The organism is Ensifer sp. PDNC004 (genome assembly GCF_016919405.1).
Lineage (GTDB): Bacteria > Pseudomonadota > Alphaproteobacteria > Rhizobiales > Rhizobiaceae > Ensifer.
The window spans coordinates 4,041,542-4,064,606 of record NZ_CP070353.1 but is presented as its reverse complement, the minus strand read 5'-3'; the positions used below and the strand labels follow the sequence as shown (position 1 = coordinate 4,064,606).

The window sequence follows — 23,065 nt, the reverse complement described above, 5'->3', positions numbered from 1 at the left end:
TCCCGCCGCACTTCATTGAGAGCCCGTCCCATTCGTTTGGGGCGGGCTTTTTGCATTGGCGATAGCCCTCCGGTGCCCGGATGCATCTATGCCGTGCCCCACGAATTATCATGAAGCGATTTCAGCAACATTTAAGGTTTTGATGATGTTCTTCTGACGGGGAAAATGGGCTTGTCTGAAGAGAATTCTGATATGAGATGGGTGGCAGCTGCTTCTGGGGCGTGCATGCGATGATGCACTCCGTGGAGAACCGGTTTATTGCGATTGTCTGCGGCGCGATGCTCGTCTTCATTGCCCCGCTGCTTGCACTCTTTCTCAGCATCTCGAGCGATCGTATCGCACGCGAGCGCCTGCACAACATCGAACTGTTGATGGCCGCGAGCGCCGAGGCGCTCGGCAAGCCGATCTGGGACTTTGACAGCGACGGCATCAAACACATCGCCCGCTCGCTGATAAACGGCACCGACATCCTCTCCGTCACCATTCGCGACCAGTCCGGCTCCATCCTCGCGCAGCTGCCGATGGGCGGCGTGCAGCCGAGCACCAAGGACCGGGTCCTCATCCTGCCCATTTCCTACCAGTCGGTGGATGGCATGAAGGAGGTCGGACGCATTGAGGTCAGGGTCCCGACGCCGGGTCTGCTGTCGCAGTTCAGCAAGGACGAGCTGGCGATCCTCGCCATCCTGCTCTTTGCGGTCGCGATCGTTTTCGCCGCAGCGCTCGTCGGCAATCGCTTCACGGTGATGCGCCCGTTGATGCGCCTGACCGCCGCGATTGAAGCCACCCGCAGGCTCGGGTCGCGCCACCGCGTCGACTGGACCTCCGACGACGAAATGGGCGCGCTTGCCGCCAACTTCAACGAGATGCAGGACCGCCTCGAGCGTGAAGAGACCGAGCTGAAGAACGCCCACGAGCGCGTCACCGACATCTACAACCTGACGCCGGCGATGCTGTTTTCGCTGGATGTTGACGGGCGCCTGCTCGCCGTCAGCGACTACTGGCTGCTGGCGACCGGGTACAGCCGCGACGACGTCGTCGGGCGCGACTTCGTCGATTTCGTCGATCCGCACTGGCACGAGACCTATCGCAGCCATGCCAAGACGATCGCCGTTGCCGATCACGCGATCCGCGAAGTCACCGTCCCCTTCCGCAAGGCGGACGGCGAGGCGATGACCGTGCTGATCCAGGAGACGAAGGCCACCGGCGAAAGCAGCCTGTCGCTGTCAGTCATGACCGACGTGACCGCGCTGAAGCAGGCGGAAAGCCGCAACCACACCCAGGCGATCACCGATCACCTGACCGGCCTGTTGAACCGCCAGGGCTTCGAGGCCGCGCTCGACGAGGCGATCATCCAGGCCGACCAATGCGCCATGCAGCTCGGCTGCCTGTTCATCGACCTCGACCGCTTCAAGTGGATCAACGACAATTTCGGCCACGCCGCCGGCGACGAAGTGCTGCGCCAGACGGTCGAGCTCATTCAGGCCGCCCTGCCGAATGGCGACATCATGGCCCGGCTCGGCGGCGACGAATTCGCCATCCTGCTTTCCGATCCGAACGCCGCTACTCTGGCGGCCGAAATCGCCGAGCGCATCGTAACCGCCTTGCACGAACCCATGGCGATCGCCGGCAACGAGCTTTTCGTCAGCGCCAGCGTCGGCATCGCCGTCTACCCGACCCATGCGGAAAGCGCCTCCGACCTGCTGCTGAAGGCGGACATGGCGATGTATGCGCGCAAGCACGACGGCAAGAACGGCCTGCAGGTGTTCGACGCCGGCATGCTCGACGCCTCGCGCGAGCGCCATGAGATCGAGCAGTGCATCGAAGCCGGCCTGAAGGACGACCACTTCGAAGCGTGGCTGCAGCCGATCGTCAGCCTCGCCGACGGCCAGATCGCCGGCTTCGAGGCGCTGATGCGCCTCAACCACCCGGAAAAGGGCCTGATGCCGCCCGGCAAGATCATCGGCATCGCCGAAGAAACCGGCATGATTGCCCGCATCGGCGATCAGATCCTCGAAAAGGCGATCCGCCATCTGGCGGCGATCTCCGAGCTCGACGGCACCCAGAACACCTATCTCGCCGTCAACTTCTCGCCGCTGCAGTTCGAGCTGACGCTGCCGCACAAGCTCGCGGCCCTGCTCCTGAAGCACCATATCTCGCCGAGCCGGATCGTCGTCGAGATCACCGAAGCGGTGCTGATGCTCGACAATCCCGAGGTCCACTCGGTGCTGAAGCAGCTCAACGAATTCGGCTGCCGCATCGCTCTCGACGATTTCGGCACCGGCTACTCGTCGCTGAGCTACCTGAACCGTTTCCCGGTCGATATCGTCAAGGTCGACCAGTCCTTCACCCGGTCGCTGAGCTCCGGCACCGCCGACCTCCGTCGCAAGAGCCGCATGCTGATCAAGGGCATCCGCACGATCTCGCACCAGATGGGCTGCACCGTCGTTGCCGAAGGCATCGAGACCAAGGAGCAGTGGCAACTCTTGCGCAAGCTCGGCGTCGATTGCGGCCAGGGCTACCTCTTCAGCCGGCCGATGCCGGTCGACCGGATGCTGACCATGCTCGAAAGCGATTCCGAGGCAAAGGCGGCTTCCGCACCCAGCATGCGGGCATGAGTTCACCCACCTGGTTCCCTGGGGCGCGGGAGGCTTCGGGGACCCAAGGTCGAGCACGAGCCGGGGATAGAAAGAAGGATCCGTCGCAAGGCGGACGCAGAAGAGGAGGAAAAGATGTGAAGGCGCTGATCGCAGCATTTTTCCTGGGCCTTGTAACGACGGCCGAGGCCCAGACGATCAAGTTTGTCACGGAGGAATATCCGCCTTACAACTTTTCGACCGAGGCCGGCCCGAGCGGTGCAGCCGTCGACCAGATCAAGCTCATCATGGAGCGCCTGAAGCAGCCCTATACGATCGAGGTTCTACCCTGGGCGCGGGCTTTCATGCTGGCCGAGACCGATCCCGCCTATTGTGTTTTCACCACCGGCCACGACGCCGAGCGCGACGGAAACTTCCAGTGGGTCGAGCCGCTGCTGATCGACCACATGGTCATGGTCCGGCAGGCCGGATCCGCCATTGCGCCCAAATCGCTGGAGGACGCGCAGCAATATACCGTCGGCACACAGCGCGAGGATTTTTCGGCGTCCTATCTCAAGGAGCACCGCTTCCACAAGATCGATTATGCCGCCAATCTCGATTCCAGCCTGAAAAAGCTGCTCGCCGGCCGGGTCGATCTGTTGATGACGTCCGAGAAGACCTTCGAAAGCATGCGCACCGAAGGCAAACCGGTGGAGGCGGCGCTGGTGCTGGAAGGCAAGCTCTACGGCATCGCCTGCCACCGCGACTTTCCCCGCGATATCGTCGCCACCATGCAATACGAACTCGACCGGCTGATCGGCAACGGCACCCAGGATGTGATCTTCAAGCAATACGGGCTCAAGCCCAATGCCAGCCTGCAGGCGGAGAAATAGGCGTTGACTTCCGGGGGGTGCGGTGTTTTTGGATGGCATCACCCCGAAATCATGAATGCGCAGCACCATGTTGATCATCGTAGGGCTTGGCAATCCAGGTTCGAAATACGCCGCCAACCGGCACAATATCGGCTTCATGGCGGTTGACGTCATTCACCGCCGGCACAGCTTTTCTTCCTGGTCGAAGAAGTTCAAGGCCGAGATCGCCGAAGGCGATATCGGCGGCGAGCGCGTTCTGTTGATGAAACCGCAGACCTACATGAACCTGTCCGGCGAAGCGGTCGGCGAGGCCATGCGCTTCTACAAGCTGCAGCCGAAGGACATCACCGTCATCTATGACGAGCTCGACCTGCCGTCCGCCAAGGCGCGCATCAAGGTCGGCGGCGGCCATGGCGGGCATAACGGCATCAAGTCGATCGATGCCCATTGCGGCAAGGACTACCGGCGCATGCGCCTCGGCATCGGCCATCCCGGCGTCAAGGATCTGGTGCACGCTCATGTGCTTGGCGATTTCGCCAAGGCAGACCAGGCCTGGTTGGTGCCCTTGCTCGACGCCATCGCCGACAATGCCGATATGCTGGTGCGCGGCGAAGACAGCCAGCTCCTGAACAAGATCGCGCTTGCCACCGGCGGCAAGCCGGAGGCGGAAAAGCCTCAAGGCCCGAAGAAGCAGGGCGCGCAATCGCATATCCACCAGGCGCGCAATTCCGCCCAGCCGAAGAAGCTGCCGGCGACCGGCCCGATGGCCGACATGCTGAAGAAGATGTTTGGCTCGAAGAACGACTAGCTGCCCCTAATCGGAAAGCGCCCTAGCTTGTGCAGTCGGAACGGGTCAGATCGACCCGATGGCATAAGTCTGGAGCACGCCCGTGGCCGACGCGGTGATTGACTGGCTTCTCGCATCGGATCCCGCAATCCGCTGGCAGGTAATGCGCGACCTGCTGGACGCTCCAGAGTCTCTGTGGAAAGCCGAAAGGGCCAAGGTGGAGACCGAAGGCTGGGGCGCCAGGCTTCTCTCGCAGCAGGACGATGATGGACAATGGGCGGGAGGCGCCTTCATTCCCGCCGGTTTCGACGAGCACGAGTGGACCGCGCAGGGCCAACCCTGGACGGCAACCTGCTTTTCGCTGTCGCAGCTCCGGGAATTCGGTCTTGACCCTTAGTCTGAACGGGCCCAACGAACCGTCGACCTGATCGGCGCGAATTCCCGCTGGGACGAAGGCGGCCAGCCCTATTGGCAAGGCGAAGTCGAGGAGTGCATCAACGGCCGCACCGTTGCCGACGGCGCCTATTTCGGCGTCGATGTTTCGCCGATCGTCGAGAGGCTCGTCGGCGAGGTCCAGGCCGATGGCGGCTGGAACTGCGAACGGGCAAACGGTTCGCTCCGGTCCTCCTTTGCCACCACCGTCAACGTGCTCGAAGGTCTGCTTGGGTTCGAATGGGCGACCGGTGGCACGCCACAGTCCAAGGCCGCGCGCCGGGCCGGCGAGGACTATCTGCTCAAGCGCCATCTGTTTCGCCGCCTGAGCACGGGCGAAGCCGCCGACAAACGCTTCCTGTGCCTTTGCCACCCGAGCCGCTGGCGCTACGACATCCTGCGGGCGCTCGATTACTTTCGTGCCGCGGCGCTCTTTTGCGATGCGGCACCCGATCCACGACTCAGCGAAGCGATCGACCATCTGCGTTCAAGGCAGCTCGAAAGCGGCGCATGGCCACTCGACTGGCGCCCCGCCGGACGGGTGTGGTTCGACATCGACGACGGGATCGACGCCCCTTCGCGGTGGGTGACGCTGAAGGCTATGCGCGTGCTCAAGTGGTGGGACGCCCACGTGCGGTGAAGGCTGCGCGCCTGAGCGCAACCCGCAGCCATCCATCACCCCGGCCTATGGGCCGCCAGAAAGATCCGCACTGCCTCGGCCGCATGGGCCCGCAGCACTTCCGGCGTCGGAATGGCGCCGTCGCCGAGCAGCATGGCGTCATTGACCGGCCCGCCCATGACCAGCCAGTTGAAGAAGCCGCCGGCGACCTCTGCGTCCCTCACCCGGATGTCGCCCTTCTCGCCATAGCGCCTGAACGCGACCGCCAGCCGCCGGATCGAGCGCATGGGCCCGCGCTCGTGCAGCGCCTCGCCAAGCTGCGGAAAGCGCTCCACTTCGGCGATCACAAGGCGGCGAACCTGCATCAGTCGCGGCGTCATCACGATCGTCAGCAACTGCGTGGCATAGTCGAGCAGGAAGTCCTCGATCGGTTCATCGCCATCGGGGTCGGCCACCTGCTCCTGGAACTCGTCGCCGGCTCCCCCCGTCATGCTGCGCACGACTTCGAGAAACAGCGCCTCCTTGTTGCGGAAGTGGGAATAGACCGTCTGCTTTGACACCTCCGCCGTCGCGGCGATCTCGTCCATGTTGGTGCCGAGAAAGCCGTGCTTGAGGAAGAGATCGCTGGCTGCGGCCACGATCAGTTTGCGGGTGCGCTTCATGCGCGTCTTGGCGCCGTTGCTCAAGCCTGCCCTCCCCCTGCCGTGTCTCGCCAAATCACTCGGCTTGTAGAATAGGCCGGTCGGATTGACAAATCAAACTGGACGGTACAGTCTAGTTAGTGAAGCCGGATCAGGAGATGGCCATGGCCAGACCACAGCGAAGACATCGCATTGCCGCCTGCCGCTGCGGGCTGGTTGCCTTTGAAGCCGTCGGCGAGCCGATCGTCGGCGCCGCCTGCTACTGCACCAGTTGCCGCACCGCCGGCGAGCGCTTCGAGGCCTTGCCGGAGGCGTCGCCGGTCATGGAGGCCGACGGCTCGACGCGCTTTGCGCTCTACCGCAAGGACCGGATCCGCTGCGTGAGAGGCAGCGATCTCCTGCGCGAACACCGGCTGACGCCGGAAGCGCCGACGCGCCGGGTCATCGCCAGCTGCTGCAACGCCGCCATGTTCCTGGAATTCAAGGGCGGCCACTGGCTGAGCGTCTACAATCAGCGTTTTGCCCCGGACGAACAGCCGCCGCTGGAAATGCGCACGATGACGAGGGATCGCAGGGCCGGCGTCGAGTTTGCCGACACGCTGCCGAGCTACAAGACCCATTCGGGCCGCTTCATGTGGCGGCTTTTGACCGCCTGGGCGGCGATGGGATTCAAGGCGCCGAAGATCGACTATGTGAAGGGCGAGGCCAATGGCATCCCAGGCTGAGAAGATCGAGATCGAAAACATCGTCTCGCCCGGCCACAAACATCGCGTCGATCGGGTGAAATACGAGGCGATGCGTGAAGCCCTGCTCGCGGTGCTGCCGCCGTCGTCGCCGGGCCTGAGCGTGGCGGAAGCGAAGGAGCGGCTGCTACCGTTGCTGCCACAGGACCTTTTTCCCGAGGGCGCGAAGGCGGGCTGGTGGCTGAAGGCGGTTCAGCTCGATCTCGAAGCCAAGGGCACGATCGAGCGCGAAGCGAGCAAGCCGCTTCGCCTGCACCGGAAGGCGTGAAACGGGCCGGCCGCCGGGCATCTCTCCGGCCGCCACGCTATTCATGAGGCTTGTTATTCCTCTGGCTCGGTGGTGAAAAGCAGCGGGAAGCCCGCTTCCTTGGCGAGATCGGTTGCTTCCTTGGCCTTGGTTTCGGCGATGTCGCGGGCGCAGACGACCACCACACAGCTCCCCATCTTGTGGGCGGTCATCATCACCCGGTAGCCCGCCTCCTCGCTCATATGGAACACGGCCTTGAGCACGCCGACGACGAACTCGCGCGGCGTGTAATCGTCATTGAGCAGCATGACCTTGTAAAGCTTCGGCCGCTCGAGCTTCGACTTCACCTTCACTTTGACTTTTCTGGCAACCTCGTTGTCACTCATCGGAACCACCCCGTTGATGACAGATTGACCGGCGCTGCCGCGGCCCGCCTTGCGGACAAGGCCGTCTCGGCGCACCGGCCCCGTCGGCGCACTATCCTACCGCCGCAGGTGCCGATCAAGCAAAAGCAGGCGCACGGACGCAGGCGGAAATCAACGCTTTCCCCAATAGCCGACGAACATCGATGCCGCTCCGTCATAGGAGCGGGCTTTTTCCAGCGCCGCCCTTGCCTCTTGCTTGCGCGCCAGCAGCGCGTGAAAGAAGCAATGCACGAAAAGAGGCGCGTCCGCTCCTTCGGGCGAGCCGTCAGGCGCAACGTAGAGGGAAGCCCCTCCCTTTTCGACGAAGGCATCGCCGTAGCTCTTGCGGCCGGTCTCGCAGCAGGTGCTGAGCACGATCTTGCCGTCAAGCCTGGCGTGTTCGGCGATAACGGCTGGCGGCAGGCTGCCCTCGATCAGCATCGATGTGTCGATCTCCTCGATATAGTCGCCAAAGACGAAGCCGTTCTCGTCGCCGTGTCCGGAAATGATCAGGTGCTGGTGAACGAGCTCGCCGCCGGCGAGCAAGGTCAGGAAATCGCCTGGTGTCCCCGGCAGATGCAGGGTGACAACGGCGCCCATGCTTTCGAGCGTCGCGCGGATCAACAGCGCCTCAAGCGTATCGCCGATATCGACGACGGCAACCGGCACGCGCGGAAACATGAACTTCTGGTCGATCAATGCGGAAATCCTCAAAAATGTCCTGGCCGCCGAGCAGATCGACGGAAATCTGAGTGCATATGCGGGCCGAAGAGCACCCGTTCAACGGGCGTGGCCCCTTATTTACCGTGAACAGGGCCTGCGCCCTTGACCGGGGAGCGCCCTTCCCGCATAGCCACGCCAACGGAATTTTAAGATACGGACGAGACCCCATGGGCTTCAAATGCGGTATTGTCGGACTGCCGAACGTCGGCAAGTCCACGCTCTTCAACGCACTCACCAAGACGGCAGCGGCGCAAGCGGCCAACTATCCCTTCTGCACCATCGAGCCGAACACCGGCGAAGTGGCGGTGCCGGACCCGCGCATGCGCAAGCTTGCCGACATCGCCAAGTCGAAGGAAATCATCCCGACGCGCATCTCCTTCGTCGACATCGCCGGCCTGGTGCGCGGCGCGTCGAAGGGTGAAGGCCTCGGCAACCAGTTCCTCGCCAACATCCGCGAAGTGGACGCCGTCGTTCACGTGCTGCGCTGCTTCGAGGATGACGACATCACGCACGTCGAAGGCCGCATCAACCCGGTGGCCGATGCCGAGACGATCGAGACCGAGCTGATGCTCGCCGACCTCGACAGCCTCGAGCGCCGCACCGAGCAGACCCGCAAGCGCGCCGGCGGCAAGGACAAGGACTCCGTCGCCCAGCTGCCGATCATGGAAGCCTCGCTGAAGCTTCTGCAGGATGGCAAGCCGGTTCGCACGATGCTCGCCAAGCTCGACGCCGAAGAACTGCGCATCCTGCAGGGCCTGAACCTTTTGACCGCACACCCGGTTCTCTATGTCTGCAACGTCGCGGAAAGCGATGCGGTCGACGGCAACGAACACACCCGTGCGGTTGCCGAAATGGCAAAGGCGCAAGGCGCCGAGAGCGTTGTCATCTCGGCGGCGATCGAATCCGAAGTGGCCCAGCTGCCGGAAGAAGAATCCAAGGAGTTCCTGAGCGCACTCGGTCTCGAAGAAGCCGGTCTCGACCGCCTGATCCGCGCCGGCTACAAGCTGCTCGACCTCATCACCTATTTCACTGTCGGCCCGAAGGAAACCCGCGCCTGGACGATCCAGCGCGGCACCAAGGCGCCGCAGGCCGCCGGCGTCATCCACACCGACTTCGAGCGTGGCTTCATTCGCGCCAACACGATCGCCTATGAAGACTACATCGCGCTCGGTGGCGAAGTGGGCGCCAAGGAAGCCGGCAAGGCCCGTGACGAAGGCAAGGAATACGTCGTCCAGGACGGCGACGTCATCCACTTCCGCTTCAACACGTAAGACCTGCCGCTCCGATCCCGCACTCAAAGGCGCGGGATCGGAGCGCATCAGAACTTGATACTACGGCGCGGCATGCAACCGCGCCGTTATCGTTTCCGGCAAGAGGTCGATGACCATGCGGCGCAGCCGCTGCCAGAAAATGCCGATGAACAAGACGGTCACCCCGACGACCGCAAGGGCGATGAAGACGTAGCTGTCGAGCGACGCATTGGTCTTGCTCAACACAGTCCAGATCGCACCGCCAAGCGACAACAGTCCCGATGTGACGAAAGCGCGCCGGTCGATGACGAGCCCGACCAGCATGAACACGGCGACGATCACGATTGCGGAAGCGGCCTGATTGAAGCTTGCCTGTCCGTCCCACCATGTTGCGCCGCCATTCGCCAGAAACACCAGGCCCATCAGCGAATAGAGCAGAGCCGGCGCGGCTGCCAGGTGCAGCCAGAAGGCGATGTCCGAACGGGTGGTGAGCCGCTGAGGGTCCGAAACGTCGTAGCGCATGGCGATCGCGAACACGGCCATCGCCCCCACGAACAGGGTCAGCGGAAAGAGCAGGACGTGGTCGGGGTTGGCAACGTCGATACCGAAGACCTTCTGGAAGGCGATGAGCACCGCCACCACGCAGAGCATCGCGATCGACAGCACAAGGCCGGCCAGCGCCAGGGGAACGCGGTAGCGCCAGTAGAACAGCGCCAGCGGGATCGGGAAGGCAGCAACATAGGCCAGGCCGAAGGTCAGGGGGTGCCAGGCATCCCCGTGATCGTCCACGAACCACATCGAGGTCATTGCGACCCAGTGGACGAGCGCGAGCGTCAGCACCACCGAGGGCAGCGCCAGACGCTGGCGCCTCACGAGAATTTCCGCAAGCACGAGAATGACGGGCAGCGTTGCGAGCGGGCCGGTCAGACCCCACAAGCCGATCAGGACCACCACGACGCCGATCGTGATCAGGATATCGTGGAAGCCTCTGATGAAGCGGGGTTGTTCGCTCTCTTCCGCCGCCCGAGCATCGAGCGCGGCGTCGGCCCTATCGGCCGCGGCATCCGATGCCGCCGGACCGAAACGGAAGCCGCGATCGGCGAGATACACTTCGAGATCGCGCACCTGATGCGCGGAGATGATGCCTTTTTCGGCTGCGCCCGCGAGCGCTCTGTTCAGTTCGGTCACGCGCTTTCCTCAGTCAAGACACGAGCGGATGGGACGGATTGTCAGCTGGTTGCATGGACAAGAGTCAAGAGCAACCGGGAAACGTCGCAGGAGGACCCGCGATGTTGCCTATGTCCGCGCAAATCGATTCCGCTTGCGGAAATTATGCAGTAGGTAATGCGGCAACAAATCAGACGGGACAAGGCAAGCATGCTCTACTTCGAGGATTTTTCCGAAGGCCGGCGGTTCGACTACAAGCCGGTCGAGATGAAGCCGCCGGAGATGATCGCGTTTGCCAGCGAATTCGACCAGCAGCCGATGCACCTTGATGAAGAGGCGGGAAAACGCAGCATCCTGGGCGGTCTCGCCGCCTCCGGCTGGCACACCAGCGCCATCGGCATGCGCATGATGCTCGACGCCTTCATGAGCAATTCCACGTCCCAGGGCTCGCCCGGCATCGATTTCATGGACTGGAGGAAGCCGGTCATTGCCGGCGACGTGCTCTCTGGCTTCAGCTTGGTGATCGAAGCGCGCCGTTCGAAGTCTAAACCGGATCTCGGCATCGTCAAGTTCCGCAACGAAATCAACAACCAGGCCGGCGAGCCCGTGGCGGTTTCCGAATGCTCGGTTCTCTTTCGCTGCCGCGACAAGGGCAAAGCCTGATGATGACGATGGAAGAATTCTACGCGGCCAAGAGCCGGACCGTGATCGGCAGTCTGACGTTTACGGCCGACGACATCATCCGTTTTGCCACCGACTTCGACCCCCAACCCTTCCATCTCGACGCGGAAAAGGCGCGGCATTCGCTGTTCGGCGGCCTTTGCGCCTCGGGCTGGCATACCTGCGCGGGGTGGATGCAATGCTTCGTCAAGTTCTGGCGAAACGAGCAGCGGCGGCTTGCGGCCGAAGGCCTGAAGGCGCCGAACCTCGGCCCCTCGCCCGGATTTCGTGACCTGAAATGGCTGAAGCCGGTCTATGCCGACGATACGGTCACCTACTTCGTCACCTTCCTCGAAAGCCGTTCGCTTGCCTCCAAACCCGGCTGGCGGATCAATACGATCCTGTGCGAAGGCGAAAACCAGCACGGCGAGGCGGTGATCCGTTTCGAGAGCAAGGTCATCGAGTTCGTCTGACCGGACCAAACCGGCCAGGCACCATCATTTCTTAAAAGCGCCTTCCGCCGGGTGTAAACTCCCGAGCTACAGGTTGCGCGCCCTCAGCCGCGCCGAAGCGGCTTCAGCGCAAGCGACCATTGCTAGCGGAGGAGCAGCTATGGAAAGAACCCACGCCCGCGAACTGGCGGACGAATATCTGCGTCTTGGCGGTCACCGACGCGTCGTCATCGATGATAACGAGACATCGGTCCGAAGCTGGGAAGACGAGCCGCCGGAAGCCGAAAAATTCTGGCTCACCGAAGTGGAGACGTTGTCGCCGGCAGCCCAGCGCGAAGTGCAATTGATGCTGCGAACGATCAACCGCATGTAGGCCAAAGGAAGGGCGCGGTTCTCCGCACCCATCCCGCGGACCGATCAGTGGCCCTCGAACTCGATAAGCGTGCGGACATTGACGCCGAGCGCTTCAAGCTTCTTGCGCCCGCCGAGTTCAGGCAGGTCGATGACGAAACAGGCGGCGACGATCTCGGCGCCCATCTGCTTCAGAAGCTTGGTGGCCGCTTCCGCCGTGCCGCCGGTCGCGATCAGGTCGTCGACCAGGATCACCTTTTCGCCCGGCCGGATCGCATCCTTGTGCATTTCCATCTCGTCGACGCCGTATTCCAGGCTGTAGGCGATGCGCACGGTGTCGTGCGGCAGCTTGCCCTTCTTGCGGATCGGCACGAAGCCAGAGGAAAGCTGATGCGCGATCGCTCCACCGAGGATGAAACCACGCGCCTCGATACCGGCGATCTTGTCGATCTTGGTGCCGGCATAGGGATGCACCAGTTCGTCGATCGCGCGACGGAAGGCGCGCGGATTGCCGAGCAAGGTGGTGATATCGCGAAACATCACGCCCGGCTTCGGATAGTCAGGAATGTTCCGGATGGCGGCAATCAGTTCCGATTGAACGGTGGAGGTCATGGGCAAAAGGGCCTTTGCGTCTCTTGTTACCGCAAACCCATAACACCAACGGCCTGCTTGTCTATAACGGTTTCTTGTCGCGCGTTCGGCGGGAACAATTGGCCGTGCCGGGGGTTGATGCTACTCTGACCGTGCGGTCGCCCGACCGGCGCGCCGCGCTCTCGCATCAAACTTACACAGGGAAGGAAGCAACCATGCGCCTGTTTGAATGCGGTTCCCTCGTCCCGGGTTGCGAATGGCACACCCGCGCCGACAACGATGCCGAAATCGTGCGCCGCGTCGTCGATCACATGCGCGAAACGCACGGCGAAACCGTGATCCGCGAAAACATGATCGACAACATCAAGGCCCGGATCACCGACGAGTCCAAGGCGGCCTAGCCGTCCGGCCAAGGCGGCTTAAGCCGTCCGGCCAAGGCGGCCTGATCAGGACGGCTGCACCATGGCTTCGAGCCGGGCGACGAGGTTTGCCCGGTCGAGATTGAAGTTACGCTCGATCCAGAGAGTTTCGAGCTCGCCGAGGATCTCGCCCACCCGTGGGCCGGCCGGCACACCGGCCTTCAGCACATCACCGCCGTTCAACGGAAAGCTTGGCCGCTTGAAGGCCTCGGCCCGCGCCAGAAGACGGCGCAGCGAAGCAGTCTCGGACAAGAACGCCGGGTCGCCTTCCGACTTGCGCCGCGCTGTTGAGAGCGCCAGCCGCAGCCGCACGACAATGCCTTCCACCCCATGACGATAGAGCAGCCGATCGAAGGCCGTGTCGACGGTCGTCGCCGGGACCGCAGGCGCCTTCGCCCAGCGGCTGAAAAAAGCGGCTTCCGCCTTCGACACACGCAAACGCTCCGCCAGCGCCTTGAGGCGTTCCTCGTCCGGCGGCACGATCGCGGAAAGGCGCAGAAGCGGATCCGGCTTCCAACCGAAGGCCCGCTCGGCGGCAACGAGTTCGGGGATCGCGTCGATGCCCCATTTCTCGGTTTCCGGCAGGATTTCGGTGAGCACGCCGGCCTGGCGCATCCAGAGCAGCGCGCGGCCGGGATCATCGGCCGAAAGTAGCTTCTTCGTTTCCGCCCAGACCCGCTCGGCCGAAAGCGTTGCAAGCTTCGCGCGCGCGCGGGCACAGGCGCGCAAGCCATCGGCATCCGGCCGGCCGCGGCCGTAATGGGCGAAGAAGCGGAAGAAGCGCAGGATGCGCAGATAGTCTTCGGCGACCCGTTCGCTGGCATCGCCGATAAAGCGCAGCGTGCGCGTTTCGATATCGGCGAGACCGCCGACGTCGTCGAAGACCTCGCCGCGGTCGTTGGCGTAGAGCGCATTGATGGTGAAGTCCCGCCGCTCGGCATCCGCCTTCCAGTCGGTGCCGAAGGCGACTTCGGCGCGACGGCCGTCGGTCGCAACGTCACGGCGCAGCGTCGTCACCTCATAGGGCATGCCGTCGATGACGAGCGTCACCGTACCATGGTCGATGCCGGTCGGCACCACCTTGATGCCGGCCGCCTTCGCCCGCTCGGCAACTTCGTCGGGGTGCCAGGTGGTTGCCATGTCGATATCGCCTGCCGGCAAGCCCATCAGGCTGTTGCGCACCGCGCCGCCGACGACCCGGACTTCGCCGCCATCGACATTGAGCACATCGAAAACGCGACGCAGGGAGGGCGTCGAGAACCAGCCTTCGCCAGCAACCGAGGTCATGCATAAAGCCTTTCATAGAGCATGCGCAGAATTCCGGCGGTGATACCCCAGATGTTGCGGCCGCCATAGGGCATCCGGTAGAAATGCCGTTCCTCGCCCTGCCAGTGGCCGCTGCCGCGGTCGTGGTTGCCGGGGTCCATCAGGAACGACAGCGGCACCTCGAAAACGCTTTCGACCTCTTCCGGGTTGGGCACGAGTTCGAAGCCGGGCTTGACCACCGCCAGCACCGGGGTGATGCGGAAACCGGACATGGCCATGTAGTGCGGCAGCCGGCCGATGGTTTCGACGAAGCGCGGATCAAGGCCGATCTCTTCCTGCGCCTCGCGCAGCGCTGCGACTTCGATCGACCGGTCTTCGGGGTCCACGGCGCCGCCCGGAAAGGCGACCTGGCCGGAATGCTTGCGCAGGCTGGTGGTGCGTTGGGTGAGGATAACCGTAGCATCGTCGCCGTCGTCGACAACCGGCACCAGGACTGCGGCGTCCTTGAGCTTCAGCGTCTCCAGATAGGGCACCATGCCCGGATTGAGCAGGAAGTCGCCGTGCTCGCGCCAGGAGGTCTCGATCGGCCCGCCCATCTGGGTCAGCGCCCGACGACGAAACTCGTCGGCTGAGAAGGGATGCGCATTCATCGGGAGAGCGCTTCCAGCTCGGCCGCCGGCATGATCGGGAAGACCGCGCCGCCCGAGCGCACGCAGAACATCTCGGTGCCGCCGATCGCGACAGTTTCACCGAGCTCGACGATGTCGTACATGACCGGCCGCGACACCAGGGCCTCCAGCCGCCCGCGCACATGGAGGTAAGGCTTCAGCTCGCGGTTCTCGCCATGGATGACGAAGCGCAGCGGATGCTCCGCCCCGGCTTCGACCACGTCACCGACATTTGTGCGGAAGGTCAGGACCTGGCCCTTTTCTCCCTCGGTCACGCTCATCTCCACAGCAACGAAAGGCGCATCGACGATGCGGATGCCGACCTTTTCCACAGGCGTGACGAGATAGGTGCACCCGTCCTCGTCCTTGCGCAAAACGGTGGAAAACAGCCTGACCAAGGGCTGCCGGCCGATCGGCGTGCCCAGATAGAACCAGGTGCCGTCGGCGCGGATCTCCATGTCGATGTCGCCGCAAAACGGCGGATTCCAGCGGTCAACCGGTGGCAGGCCGCGCGCTTTTTCGCCGGTCTGTCCGGCAGCACGCGCAATCAGGGCCGCCAGTCCGGCCGCATCGCCGGTTTGCTGAATTTCGGCTTCTGCCATTGTTCCGTCCCGTTTGACCTCGATTTTGCATCGAGACCTTTGATATCTCACGAGATAGTGCGTCGGCGCCGACTTGTCAGCCGTCCGACAGGGTCTAAATTGGATTTTGGCGACTGAAATCCCGGCTACCGCATGATTCCTTAAATCGGGATCGATCTAAGGACAGGCGTCTTGCGGCGGCTCAATATTACAGCGAGCCTGGCGCGCTCTATGAGGACGCGCGGCGCTGTAGGGGCGATTCGGTTTAACAACGGGCGACCGGGGAGTATGACCATGAGTGTGATGAAGGGCGCGGCTGACGCGATCGACGAGAAGGCGATTGTCGCTGCGGCCGAGAGTGCGCTGGGCGAAATCGCCCGGGTGCGCGCGGAAGTCGGCAAAGTCATCTTCGGCCAGGAAAGCGTCGTCGAACAGACCCTGCTCGCGGTCCTTTCCGGCGGCCATGCCCTGCTCGTCGGCGTTCCGGGCCTTGCCAAGACGAAGCTCGTCGCCACGCTCGGCACCGTGCTCGGACTCGATTCCAGCCGCGTGCAGTTCACGCCCGACCTGATGCCCTCGGATATCCTCGGCTCCGAAGTGATGGACCAGGATGCGGCCGGCCATCGCTCGTTCCGCTTCATTCCCGGCCCGATCTTCACGCAATTGCTGATGGCCGACGAAATCAACCGCGCCTCGCCACGGACCCAGTCGGCGCTGCTGCAGGCCATGCAGGAGTATCACATCACGGTTGCCGGCGCCCGCAAGGACCTGCCGCAACCCTTCCATGTGCTTGCAACGCAGAACCCGCTTGAGCAGGAAGGCACCTATCCCCTGCCCGAGGCGCAGCTCGACCGCTTCCTGATGCAGGTCGACGTCGGCTATCCGGACCTTGCCGCCGAGCGGCAGATCCTGCTCGAAACGACAGGTGTCGGCGAAGCGACGGCCCACCCGGTCATCGATGCCGCCCGGCTGCTGCAGATCCAGAGCCTCATCCGCCAGATGCCGGTCGGCGAGAAGGTGGTCGACGCGATCCTGTCGCTGGTGCGCTCCGCCCGTCCGGGCAACGGCAACGCCGCGACCGACAAGAACGTCGCCTGGGGTCCAGGCCCGCGCGCCGGTCAGGCGCTGATGCTCTGCGCCCGCGCCCGCGCGCTCTATGACGGCCGCCTGGCACCGTCGATCGACGATATCCTGGCGCTTGCCGAGCCCGTATTGCAGCACCGCATGGCGCTGACCTTCGCCGCCCGCGCCGAAGGCATGACCGTGCGCGACGTCGTCGCCGATCTGGTGAAGCAGGCCAGAGGCTGACGCATGGCCACCGTCGGGCACATAGTCTCGCGTACTCCCGCCAGTGAAGTGCTTTCACGCGCGCAGCAGCGCGCCATGCTCGTTCCCGATTGCCTGGTCGAGGCGCGACGGATCGCCAACACCGTGATCTCCGGCTGGCACGGTCGGCGCAAGCGCGGCATCGGCGAGAATTTCTGGCAGTTCCGGCCCTATTCCGACGGCGAAAGCATGTCGCGCATCGACTGGCGGCGTTCTGCCCGTGACGACCATACCTATGTGCGCGACCGCGAATGGGAAGCCGCCCACACCATCTGGCTGTGGGCCGATCTCTCGCCGTCGATGATGTACAAGTCGAAGCTCGGCACCGTGTCCAAGGAGAGCCGCGCGCTGGTGTTGATGCTGGCACTCGCCGAAATCCTTGCGCGCTCGGGCGAGCGCATCGGCTGCCCAGGCATCATGGAGCCTGTTTCCGCGCGCAACGCCGCCGAACGGCTGGCGACTGCCATCATGCTCAGCCCGCTTGCCGAAGGCCTGCCCGAAACCGGAATGATCCGCAGCGCCAGCGACCTCGTGCTGATCGGCGACTTCCTCGATCCTGCCGAAAAGATCATGGACCGCCTCGGCCCGCTGGCCAGGCGCGGCCTGCGCGGCCATGTGGTCGAGATTGCCGATCCGGCCGAAGAAGTGTTCCCCTATTCCGGCCGGACCGAATTCACCGATCCTGAGACCGGCGAGAAGCTGACCGCCGGCCGCGCCGAAGTGCTGCGTGAAGACTATCAGCGCGCCTATATCGGCCGCCGCGACACGCTCGGCGTGACGCTCCGCCATCTCGGCTGGACCTTCACCCCGCACAAGACCGACCGGCCCGCCTCCGAGGCGCTTGTCGCCGTGCACACCTATCTCTCCGGCATGCCGGGACGCGCGACCCACGGAGGCCAGCTATGAGCGGCCTCGCCTTCCTCTTCACCAATCCGGCCATCCTTGCCGCCCTGGTTGCCCTGCCGGTCATCTGGTGGCTGCTGCGCATGACGCCGCCAAGGCCGTCGGCCGAAGTCTTCCCGCCGCTGCGCATCCTCGCCTCGGTGATGAAGCGCGAGGAGACCCCGGCGCAAAGCCCGTGGTGGCTGACGCTGTTGCGCATGCTGATGGCCGCAGCCCTGATCCTTGCGATTGCCGATCCGGTGATCAACCCGCGGCAGAATACGCTTTCGGCGGCCGGTCCGCTCGCGCTCGTCGTCGACAACAGCTGGGTGACAGTCTCCGACTGGAACCAGCGGGTCGAGGCGGCCAGTGCGCTGATCGACGATGCCGAAGCCAAAGAGCTTCCGGTTTCGATCGTCTTTACCACCGACCGCCAGCACGACGCGACGCCGGCCTCCGCCGCCACGGCGCGCGACCGCCTGGCCGCCGCACAGCCGCAGCCGCTGCCGGCCGACCGCGGCCGGGCGCTTGCCGCCATGAAGACCGCATTTGCCGGTACTCCGCCCGGAACCCTCGCCTTCCTCAGCGACGGCATCGAAGCGTCGAATGGCGGAACGATGGAGCAGATCGCGGAACTCGGCGCTGCGAATGTCCGCCGGGTCGAAGGCAATGCGGAAAGCGCCATCGCGCTGACCGCCGCAACCAACGAAAACGACGGAATGCGGGTTACCGCCTCGCGCCTGCCGCTCGGCGAACCACGCGCCTATTACGTGCTCGCCCGTGACATTCGCGGAACCGCCATCGCCGAGGGCGAGCTTCGTTTCGCGACCGGCGCCACCACGGCGGATGCCCTGTTGAAGGCGCCCTTCGAGCTGCGCAACGACTTTACGCGCCTGACGATCGAAGGCCAGGCGACGGCCGGCGCCATCCACCTCTTGGATGACGGCAACCGCCGCCGCCGGGTCGCTCTTCTCAGCGGCGAGGTCCATCAGTCGCAGCCGCTGCTTTCGCCGCTCTATTACATCAAGCGCGCGCTCGAGCCGCATGCCGACCTGATCGAGCCCCGCGAGGAGGCGGTCGGCAAGGCCATCGCCGAGCTCCTGGCGCAAAATCCGTCGATCCTCGTCATGGCCGACGTCGGCCGCCTGCCGGATGAAAGCTACCCCCTGGTCACGCGCTGGCTGGAAAATGGCGGCATGCTGGTGCGCTTCGCCGGTCCGAGGCTCGCCGGCGCTCCCGCCGACGATCCGCTCGTTCCCGTCGTGCTTCGCCAAGGCGAGCGCACGCTCGATGGCGCGCTTTCCTGGTCGGAGCCACAGCCGCTTGCCGACTACCCGCCCACAAGCCCCTTTGCCGGACTGGAGCGCCCGCGTGACGTGCTGGTGAAGCGTCAGGTGCTGGCGCAACCCACGCCCGATCTGACGGAGCGGACCTGGGCCAACCTCGCCGACGGCACGCCGCTGGTTACGACCGCAGAGCGTGGCCGCGGCCGCATCGTGCTCTTCCATGTGAGCGCCGATCCGAACTGGTCGAACCTGCCGATCTCAGGCTCGTTCGTCGACATGCTGCGCCGGTCGATCCAGCTGTCGCGCGCTGGCGGCGTTGCCGGCGATCAGCCAAGCAAGGCCCAGACATTGCCGCCCTACCGCCTGGTAAGCGCCCGCGGCGAACTGACCGGCGATACCGGCAGCGCCCGCCCGCTCGAAATCGCACCCGGCGTCGCGCCCACCGTTTCCGCCGACACACCCCCCGGGCTCTACGGTTCGGAGGAAGGTTTCGTCGCCAACAATCTGCTGCCTGACGGCGGCAAGCTCACCCCGATTACCGGCAATCTCGTCGGGGCACGGGCCGAAGGACTGGAGGGCGCCCGGCCTTTCTCGATCCGACCCTATCTCTTCGGACTGGCGCTAGCGCTTTTCGTCCTCGACACTTTGATCGTGCTCTACATGGCCGGCGGTCTCGCCGGGATGCGCCGGCGCGCAGGCCGCGGCGCCGCGGCCGCGGCACTGGTCGCAACGCTTGGCCTTGCAACGCTCGGCCTTGCCGTCGCTCTCGCCCCGGCGACCGCCCATGCGCAGGACAGCCAGCCGAGCGACGAGCAGACGCTGCAGCGGCTGGACACGACCCATCTCGCCTATGTCATCACCGGCGAGCAGGAGGTCGACCGCCTCTCCGAACAGGGCCTCATCGGCCTCAGCAACTATCTGACCTACCGAACCGCGCTGGAACCGGGCGCACCCGTCGGCGTCGATCTCGAACAGGACGAACTGGCCTTCTATCCGATCATCTACTGGCCGGTTTCGGCCACCGCCCCGATGCCGAGCAGCCGGGTGATGAGCCGGATCGACGCCTATATGCGCAACGGCGGCACCGTGCTCTTCGACACGCGCGACCAGTTCTCGTCGCTGACACCGTCGGATGCCGGCGACAGCCCCAACGTGCAGCGCCTGCAGGCGATGCTGAGCGGGCTCGACATTCCGCCGCTGGAGCCGGTGCCCTCCGATCACGTGCTGACGAAGGCCTTCTACCTGCTTTCGAACTTCCCCGGGCGCTATGCGGAAAGCCAGCTCTGGGTCGAGGCCGCTCCCAATGGTGACGAAGACCGCAGCAATCGCCCCGTGCGCGGCGGCGACGGCGTGACGCCGATCATGATCACCGGCAACGATTTTGCCGGGGCCTGGGCCGTTGATGTCAACGGTGCACCGCTCCTGCCGACGGTGCCGCCGGACGAAATGCAGCGCGAATATGCCTACCGCGCCGGCGTCAACATCATGATGTACATGCTGACGGGCAACTACAAGGCCGATCAGGTTCACGTGCCGGACCTTCTGCAAAGGCTTGGACAGTGAGGGCCGATCGATGACCTATGGCTTTGCTCCGCTGATCCCGTGGATCTACTTCGTCCCGCTGCTTGCAGTCGCGGCGCTGTTCATCGCCTATGGCCTCTGGCAGAAGGTGCGCGGCGCCTGGCTGCGCCTGGCGGCACTCGCAGCTCTGGGGCTTGCGATCGCCAATCCTTCGATTTTCGTGGAACTGCGCGATCCGCTCTCGACCATCGTCGCCGTCGTCGTCGACCGCAGCCAGAGCCAGCAGAACGGCGATCGCACCGCGCAGACCGATCGCGCCGTCGAGGGCCTGAAGGAGCGGCTGTCGGCCATACCGCTGATCGAACCTCGCATCATCGAGGCAAACACCGATCCGGCAGATGTGTCGCCATCGACCAATCTCTTCTCCGCGCTCGCCTCCTCGCTGTCTGACGTTCCGCCGGCGCGCATCGGCGGCGCGATTTTCGTCACCGACGGCCAGATCCATGACGTCCCCGATGTCGGTCGCACGCTCGGCTTCGACGCCCCCGTGCACGGGCTGATCACCGGCAAGCCCGATGAATTCGACCGGCGTGTGGAACTGATCAATCCGCCGCGCTTCGGCATCGTAGGCGAGGAGCAGAAGCTCTCGTTCCGGGTGGTCGACGATGGCGCTGCCCCCGGCGGCAGCGCCGAAGTCACGATCCGCCTCAACGGCAACGAGATCGCCCGCGAGCGGGCCGAACCCGGCACCGACGTGCCCTTCGCCTTCAACGTTCCGCGCGGCGGCAACAACGTGCTCGAATTTGCCGTCGATGCTGTTCCGGGCGAAGTGACGACGGCCAACAACCGCGCGGTCCACGTGCTCGACGGCATCCGCGAGAACCTGCGCGTGCTCTTGGTCTCCGGCGAGCCGCATGCCGGCGAGCGCGCCTGGCGCAACCTTCTAAAGTCCGACGCAGCCGTCGATCTCGTGCATTTCACCATTCTGCGCCCGCAGGAAAAGCAGGACGGCACGCCGATCAACGAGTTGTCGCTGATCGCCTTCCCGACGCGCGAACTCTTCGTCGACAAGATCAACGAGTTCGACCTGATCATTCTCGACCGCTACCAGCACCGCGGCCTGCTGCCGATCCTCTACTACGACAACATCGCGCAATATGTGGAGAACGGCGGCGCGCTGCTGATCGCGGCCGGCCCCGAACATGCCGGCGACGATTCGATTGCAGCGACACCGCTTGAGGCCGTGCTGCCGGCAGCACCCACGGGCGTGATGAACGAAAAGGCCTTTTTCCCCCGCCTGTCGGAGGAAGGAAAGAAGCATCCGGTGACCCGCGGTCTCGAAGGCTCCGACAGCGAGCCGCCGCACTGGGGCCGCTGGTTCCGCACGGTCGACGTCAACCGGCCGCAGGGCCATACGGTCATGGAAGCGGCCGACGGCAAACCGCTGCTGGTGCTTAACCGCGTCGGCAAGGGCCGCGTCGCGATGCTGCTCTCCGACCAGGGCTGGCTCTGGGCGCGCGGCTTCGAAGGCGGCGGCCCGCACGTGTCGCTCTATCGCCGCACCGCCCATTGGCTGATGCAGGAGCCCTCGCTCGAAGAAGAGGCGCTGACGGCACGCGCCCGCGGCCGCACGCTGGAAATCACCCGCCAGACGATCGACGGCGATCCGGGTCCGGTGACCTTGACCTCGCCCTCCGGCGAGAAGCAGGACGTCAAGCTGACCGAACGCCAGCCGGGCCTCTACTCGGCTGAAGTCGCCACCACCGCAACCGGGCTGTTCGAAATGTCGAACGGCGAGCTCACGGCTCTTGCCCATGTCGGCGACCCCAACGCCCCGGAATTCAAGGCGGCGATCTCGACCGAGGACAAGCTGCGTCCCTGGGCGGACAAGACCAAGGGCCTCGTGCGGCGCCTTGCCAGTGCAGATGGAGCACTCGACCTGCCCACGGTTCTGCCGGTCAGGGGCTCGGTGCGTGCAGCAGACGACCAGCGGCTCTCGATCCGCATGACCGACGAGACCGTGTTGAAGGGCGTCAATTCCGTGCCGCTGTTTACCGGCTTCCTTGGTCTTGCGGCACTGCTGCTGCTGATTTCCGCCACCTGGTATCGCGAGGGACGATGAGCGAGCGAACCATGATCGTCAGCGACCTTCGCGAAGCGCCGCATTTCTTCGATGCCGCGGCAGACCGCATCTGGCGCGCCTGGTGGGAGCCGCATGGCTTTCCGCTGGAACACATCACCGGCCTGCTTCAGGAGAGCCTTGCCGCCGATACCGAGCAGCTGTGTCTGGTGGCTCATGCCGGCGACGATTTCGTCGGCACTGCCTCGGTCATCGCCTCCGACCTTGAAGAGCGGCCGGATCTCACCCCCTGGGTCGCTGCCGTCTGGGTCGATCCACAGTTCCGCGGCGCCGGCGTCGGCGGAGACATCGTGCTGCAGGCAGCGCAGGCGGCGCTCGATACGGGCGCCGAAGCCGTGCATCTTTGCGCCCTCTCGGGCAAGCGCGCCTTCTACGAGCGCCTCGGCTGGCAACTCGACGAGACGGATGTCGGCGAGGACCGCCTGGATGTTTTCAGCATGCGCCGTGTCGAGAGGTAAGGACCG

23 protein-coding genes and 1 pseudogene are annotated in these 23,065 nt (G+C 64.4%); 16 read left to right on the top strand and 8 right to left on the bottom strand.

Annotated elements, in window-relative coordinates; all coding sequences use genetic code 11:
* Nucleotides 1-230: 230 nt before the first annotated feature.
* From JVX98_RS27830 to JVX98_RS27815, 4 genes and pseudogenes are all read left to right on the top strand, one after another.
* A complete protein-coding gene (locus tag JVX98_RS27830; protein ID WP_192447203.1) occupies nt 231-2,615 on the top strand; it encodes a bifunctional diguanylate cyclase/phosphodiesterase in 2,385 nt (794 codons plus the stop codon).
* A gap of 116 nt (nt 2,616-2,731) precedes the next feature.
* Nucleotides 2,732-3,466 (top strand): ABC transporter substrate-binding protein, encoded by a 735-nt coding sequence (locus tag JVX98_RS27825; RefSeq protein WP_205238156.1) that lies wholly within the window; start codon nt 2,732-2,734, stop codon nt 3,464-3,466.
* 67 nt (nt 3,467-3,533) lie between these two features.
* Nucleotides 3,534-4,253: an aminoacyl-tRNA hydrolase gene (gene pth, locus JVX98_RS27820; RefSeq protein ID WP_205238155.1), complete on the top strand. Its 720-nt coding sequence runs from the start codon at nt 3,534-3,536 to the stop codon at nt 4,251-4,253.
* A gap of 142 nt (nt 4,254-4,395) precedes the next feature.
* Nucleotides 4,396-5,304: pseudogene (locus JVX98_RS27815) on the top strand (squalene cyclase).
* Nucleotides 5,305-5,339: 35 nt separating this feature from the next.
* On the opposite strand, the gene JVX98_RS27810 reads toward JVX98_RS27815, so the two are convergent.
* Nucleotides 5,340-5,969: a TetR/AcrR family transcriptional regulator gene (locus tag JVX98_RS27810; RefSeq protein WP_246764969.1), complete on the bottom strand. Its 630-nt coding sequence runs from the start codon at nt 5,967-5,969 to the stop codon at nt 5,340-5,342.
* 119 nt (nt 5,970-6,088) lie between these two features.
* On the opposite strand from JVX98_RS27810, the gene JVX98_RS27805 reads away from it, so the two are divergent.
* Both JVX98_RS27805 and JVX98_RS27800 read left to right on the top strand, forming a co-directional pair.
* Nucleotides 6,089-6,649 carry a GFA family protein gene (locus JVX98_RS27805; protein ID WP_246764968.1) on the top strand — a complete coding sequence of 187 codons (561 nt, stop codon included), beginning with the start codon at nt 6,089-6,091 and terminating at the stop codon, nt 6,647-6,649.
* Entirely contained in the window at nt 6,633-6,935 is a 303-nt protein-coding gene (locus tag JVX98_RS27800; protein ID WP_205238154.1) for a hypothetical protein, read from the top strand. Before JVX98_RS27805 ends, JVX98_RS27800 begins: the two co-directional genes overlap by 17 nt.
* 53 nt (nt 6,936-6,988) lie before the next feature.
* On the opposite strand, the gene clpS is transcribed toward JVX98_RS27800, so the two are convergent.
* Nucleotides 6,989-7,300: an ATP-dependent Clp protease adapter ClpS gene (gene clpS / locus JVX98_RS27795; protein ID WP_192446910.1), complete on the bottom strand. Its 312-nt coding sequence runs from the start codon at nt 7,298-7,300 to the stop codon at nt 6,989-6,991.
* A 150-nt stretch (nt 7,301-7,450) separates the two neighbouring features.
* Complete coding sequence (locus JVX98_RS27790; protein WP_205238153.1) at nt 7,451-8,017, bottom strand: hypothetical protein; 567 nt, start codon at nt 8,015-8,017, stop codon at nt 7,451-7,453.
* 191 nt (nt 8,018-8,208) lie between these two features.
* On the opposite strand from JVX98_RS27790, the gene ychF reads away from it, so the two are divergent.
* Nucleotides 8,209-9,312, top strand: coding sequence for a redox-regulated ATPase YchF (gene ychF, locus JVX98_RS27785; protein WP_192446912.1), 1,104 nt, complete (start codon nt 8,209-8,211; stop codon nt 9,310-9,312).
* A 60-nt stretch (nt 9,313-9,372) separates the two neighbouring features.
* On the opposite strand, the gene JVX98_RS27780 is transcribed toward ychF, so the two are convergent.
* Nucleotides 9,373-10,479, bottom strand: coding sequence for a hypothetical protein (locus JVX98_RS27780; protein WP_246764967.1), 1,107 nt, complete (start codon nt 10,477-10,479; stop codon nt 9,373-9,375).
* A 189-nt stretch (nt 10,480-10,668) separates the two neighbouring features.
* Here JVX98_RS27780 and JVX98_RS27775 point away from each other — a divergent pair, with 189 nt between their 5' ends.
* The 3 genes from JVX98_RS27775 (at nt 10,669) to JVX98_RS27765 (ending at nt 11,943) form a co-directional block, all read left to right on the top strand.
* Nucleotides 10,669-11,121, top strand: coding sequence for a MaoC family dehydratase (locus JVX98_RS27775; RefSeq protein WP_192446913.1), 453 nt, complete (start codon nt 10,669-10,671; stop codon nt 11,119-11,121).
* Nucleotides 11,121-11,591 carry a MaoC family dehydratase gene (locus JVX98_RS27770; RefSeq protein WP_205239537.1) on the top strand — a complete coding sequence of 157 codons (471 nt, stop codon included), beginning with the start codon at nt 11,121-11,123 and terminating at the stop codon, nt 11,589-11,591. Before JVX98_RS27775 ends, JVX98_RS27770 begins: the two co-directional genes overlap by 1 nt.
* A 139-nt stretch (nt 11,592-11,730) precedes the next feature.
* Complete coding sequence (locus tag JVX98_RS27765) at nt 11,731-11,943, top strand: hypothetical protein (RefSeq protein ID WP_043618136.1); 213 nt, start codon at nt 11,731-11,733, stop codon at nt 11,941-11,943.
* Between the two features lie 44 nt (nt 11,944-11,987).
* Here JVX98_RS27765 and JVX98_RS27760 read toward each other — a convergent pair whose 3' ends face one another.
* Nucleotides 11,988-12,533, bottom strand: coding sequence for an adenine phosphoribosyltransferase (locus JVX98_RS27760; RefSeq protein WP_043618138.1), 546 nt, complete (start codon nt 12,531-12,533; stop codon nt 11,988-11,990).
* 194 nt (nt 12,534-12,727) lie between these two features.
* Here JVX98_RS27760 and JVX98_RS27755 point away from each other — a divergent pair, with 194 nt between their 5' ends.
* The gene (locus JVX98_RS27755) at nt 12,728-12,913 is read left to right on the top strand and encodes a DUF1059 domain-containing protein (protein WP_034788815.1); all 186 of its coding nucleotides are present in this window, start codon (nt 12,728-12,730) and stop codon (nt 12,911-12,913) included.
* 45 nt (nt 12,914-12,958) lie between these two features.
* Here the strand turns inward: JVX98_RS27755 and JVX98_RS27750 are convergent, their stop codons facing one another.
* From JVX98_RS27750 to JVX98_RS27740, 3 genes are read right to left on the bottom strand one after another with little or no spacing between them, the layout of a single operon-like run.
* A complete protein-coding gene (locus JVX98_RS27750; protein ID WP_205238152.1) occupies nt 12,959-14,218 on the bottom strand; it encodes a CCA tRNA nucleotidyltransferase in 1,260 nt (419 codons plus the stop codon).
* Nucleotides 14,215-14,847 carry a CoA pyrophosphatase gene (locus tag JVX98_RS27745; protein ID WP_043618142.1) on the bottom strand — a complete coding sequence of 211 codons (633 nt, stop codon included), beginning with the start codon at nt 14,845-14,847 and terminating at the stop codon, nt 14,215-14,217. The genes JVX98_RS27750 and JVX98_RS27745 overlap by 4 nt, the downstream gene beginning before the upstream one ends.
* Nucleotides 14,844-15,467, bottom strand: a complete 624-nt coding sequence (locus JVX98_RS27740; protein WP_205238151.1) for a DUF1285 domain-containing protein — start codon at nt 15,465-15,467, stop codon at nt 14,844-14,846. The genes JVX98_RS27745 and JVX98_RS27740 overlap by 4 nt, the downstream gene beginning before the upstream one ends.
* Before the next feature lie 273 nt (nt 15,468-15,740).
* Here JVX98_RS27740 and JVX98_RS27735 point away from each other — a divergent pair, with 273 nt between their 5' ends.
* Genes JVX98_RS27735 through JVX98_RS27715 form a run of 5 tightly spaced genes read left to right on the top strand, consistent with a single transcriptional unit; the run spans nt 15,741 to nt 23,059 of the window.
* Nucleotides 15,741-16,754, top strand: a complete 1,014-nt coding sequence (locus JVX98_RS27735; protein WP_192446916.1) for a MoxR family ATPase — start codon at nt 15,741-15,743, stop codon at nt 16,752-16,754.
* Between the two features lie 3 nt (nt 16,755-16,757).
* Nucleotides 16,758-17,678 (top strand): DUF58 domain-containing protein, encoded by a 921-nt coding sequence (locus JVX98_RS27730; protein ID WP_034788827.1) that lies wholly within the window; start codon nt 16,758-16,760, stop codon nt 17,676-17,678.
* Nucleotides 17,675-20,503: a DUF4159 domain-containing protein gene (locus tag JVX98_RS27725; RefSeq protein ID WP_205238150.1), complete on the top strand. Its 2,829-nt coding sequence runs from the start codon at nt 17,675-17,677 to the stop codon at nt 20,501-20,503. The genes JVX98_RS27730 and JVX98_RS27725 overlap by 4 nt, the downstream gene beginning before the upstream one ends.
* Before the next feature lie 10 nt (nt 20,504-20,513).
* Nucleotides 20,514-22,583, top strand: a complete 2,070-nt coding sequence (locus tag JVX98_RS27720; protein WP_205238149.1) for a hypothetical protein — start codon at nt 20,514-20,516, stop codon at nt 22,581-22,583.
* On the top strand, nt 22,580-23,059 hold the full coding sequence (locus tag JVX98_RS27715; protein WP_205238148.1) for a GNAT family N-acetyltransferase: 480 nt from the start codon (nt 22,580-22,582) through the stop codon (nt 23,057-23,059). Before JVX98_RS27720 ends, JVX98_RS27715 begins: the two co-directional genes overlap by 4 nt.
* Nucleotides 23,060-23,065: the final 6 nt, after the last annotated feature.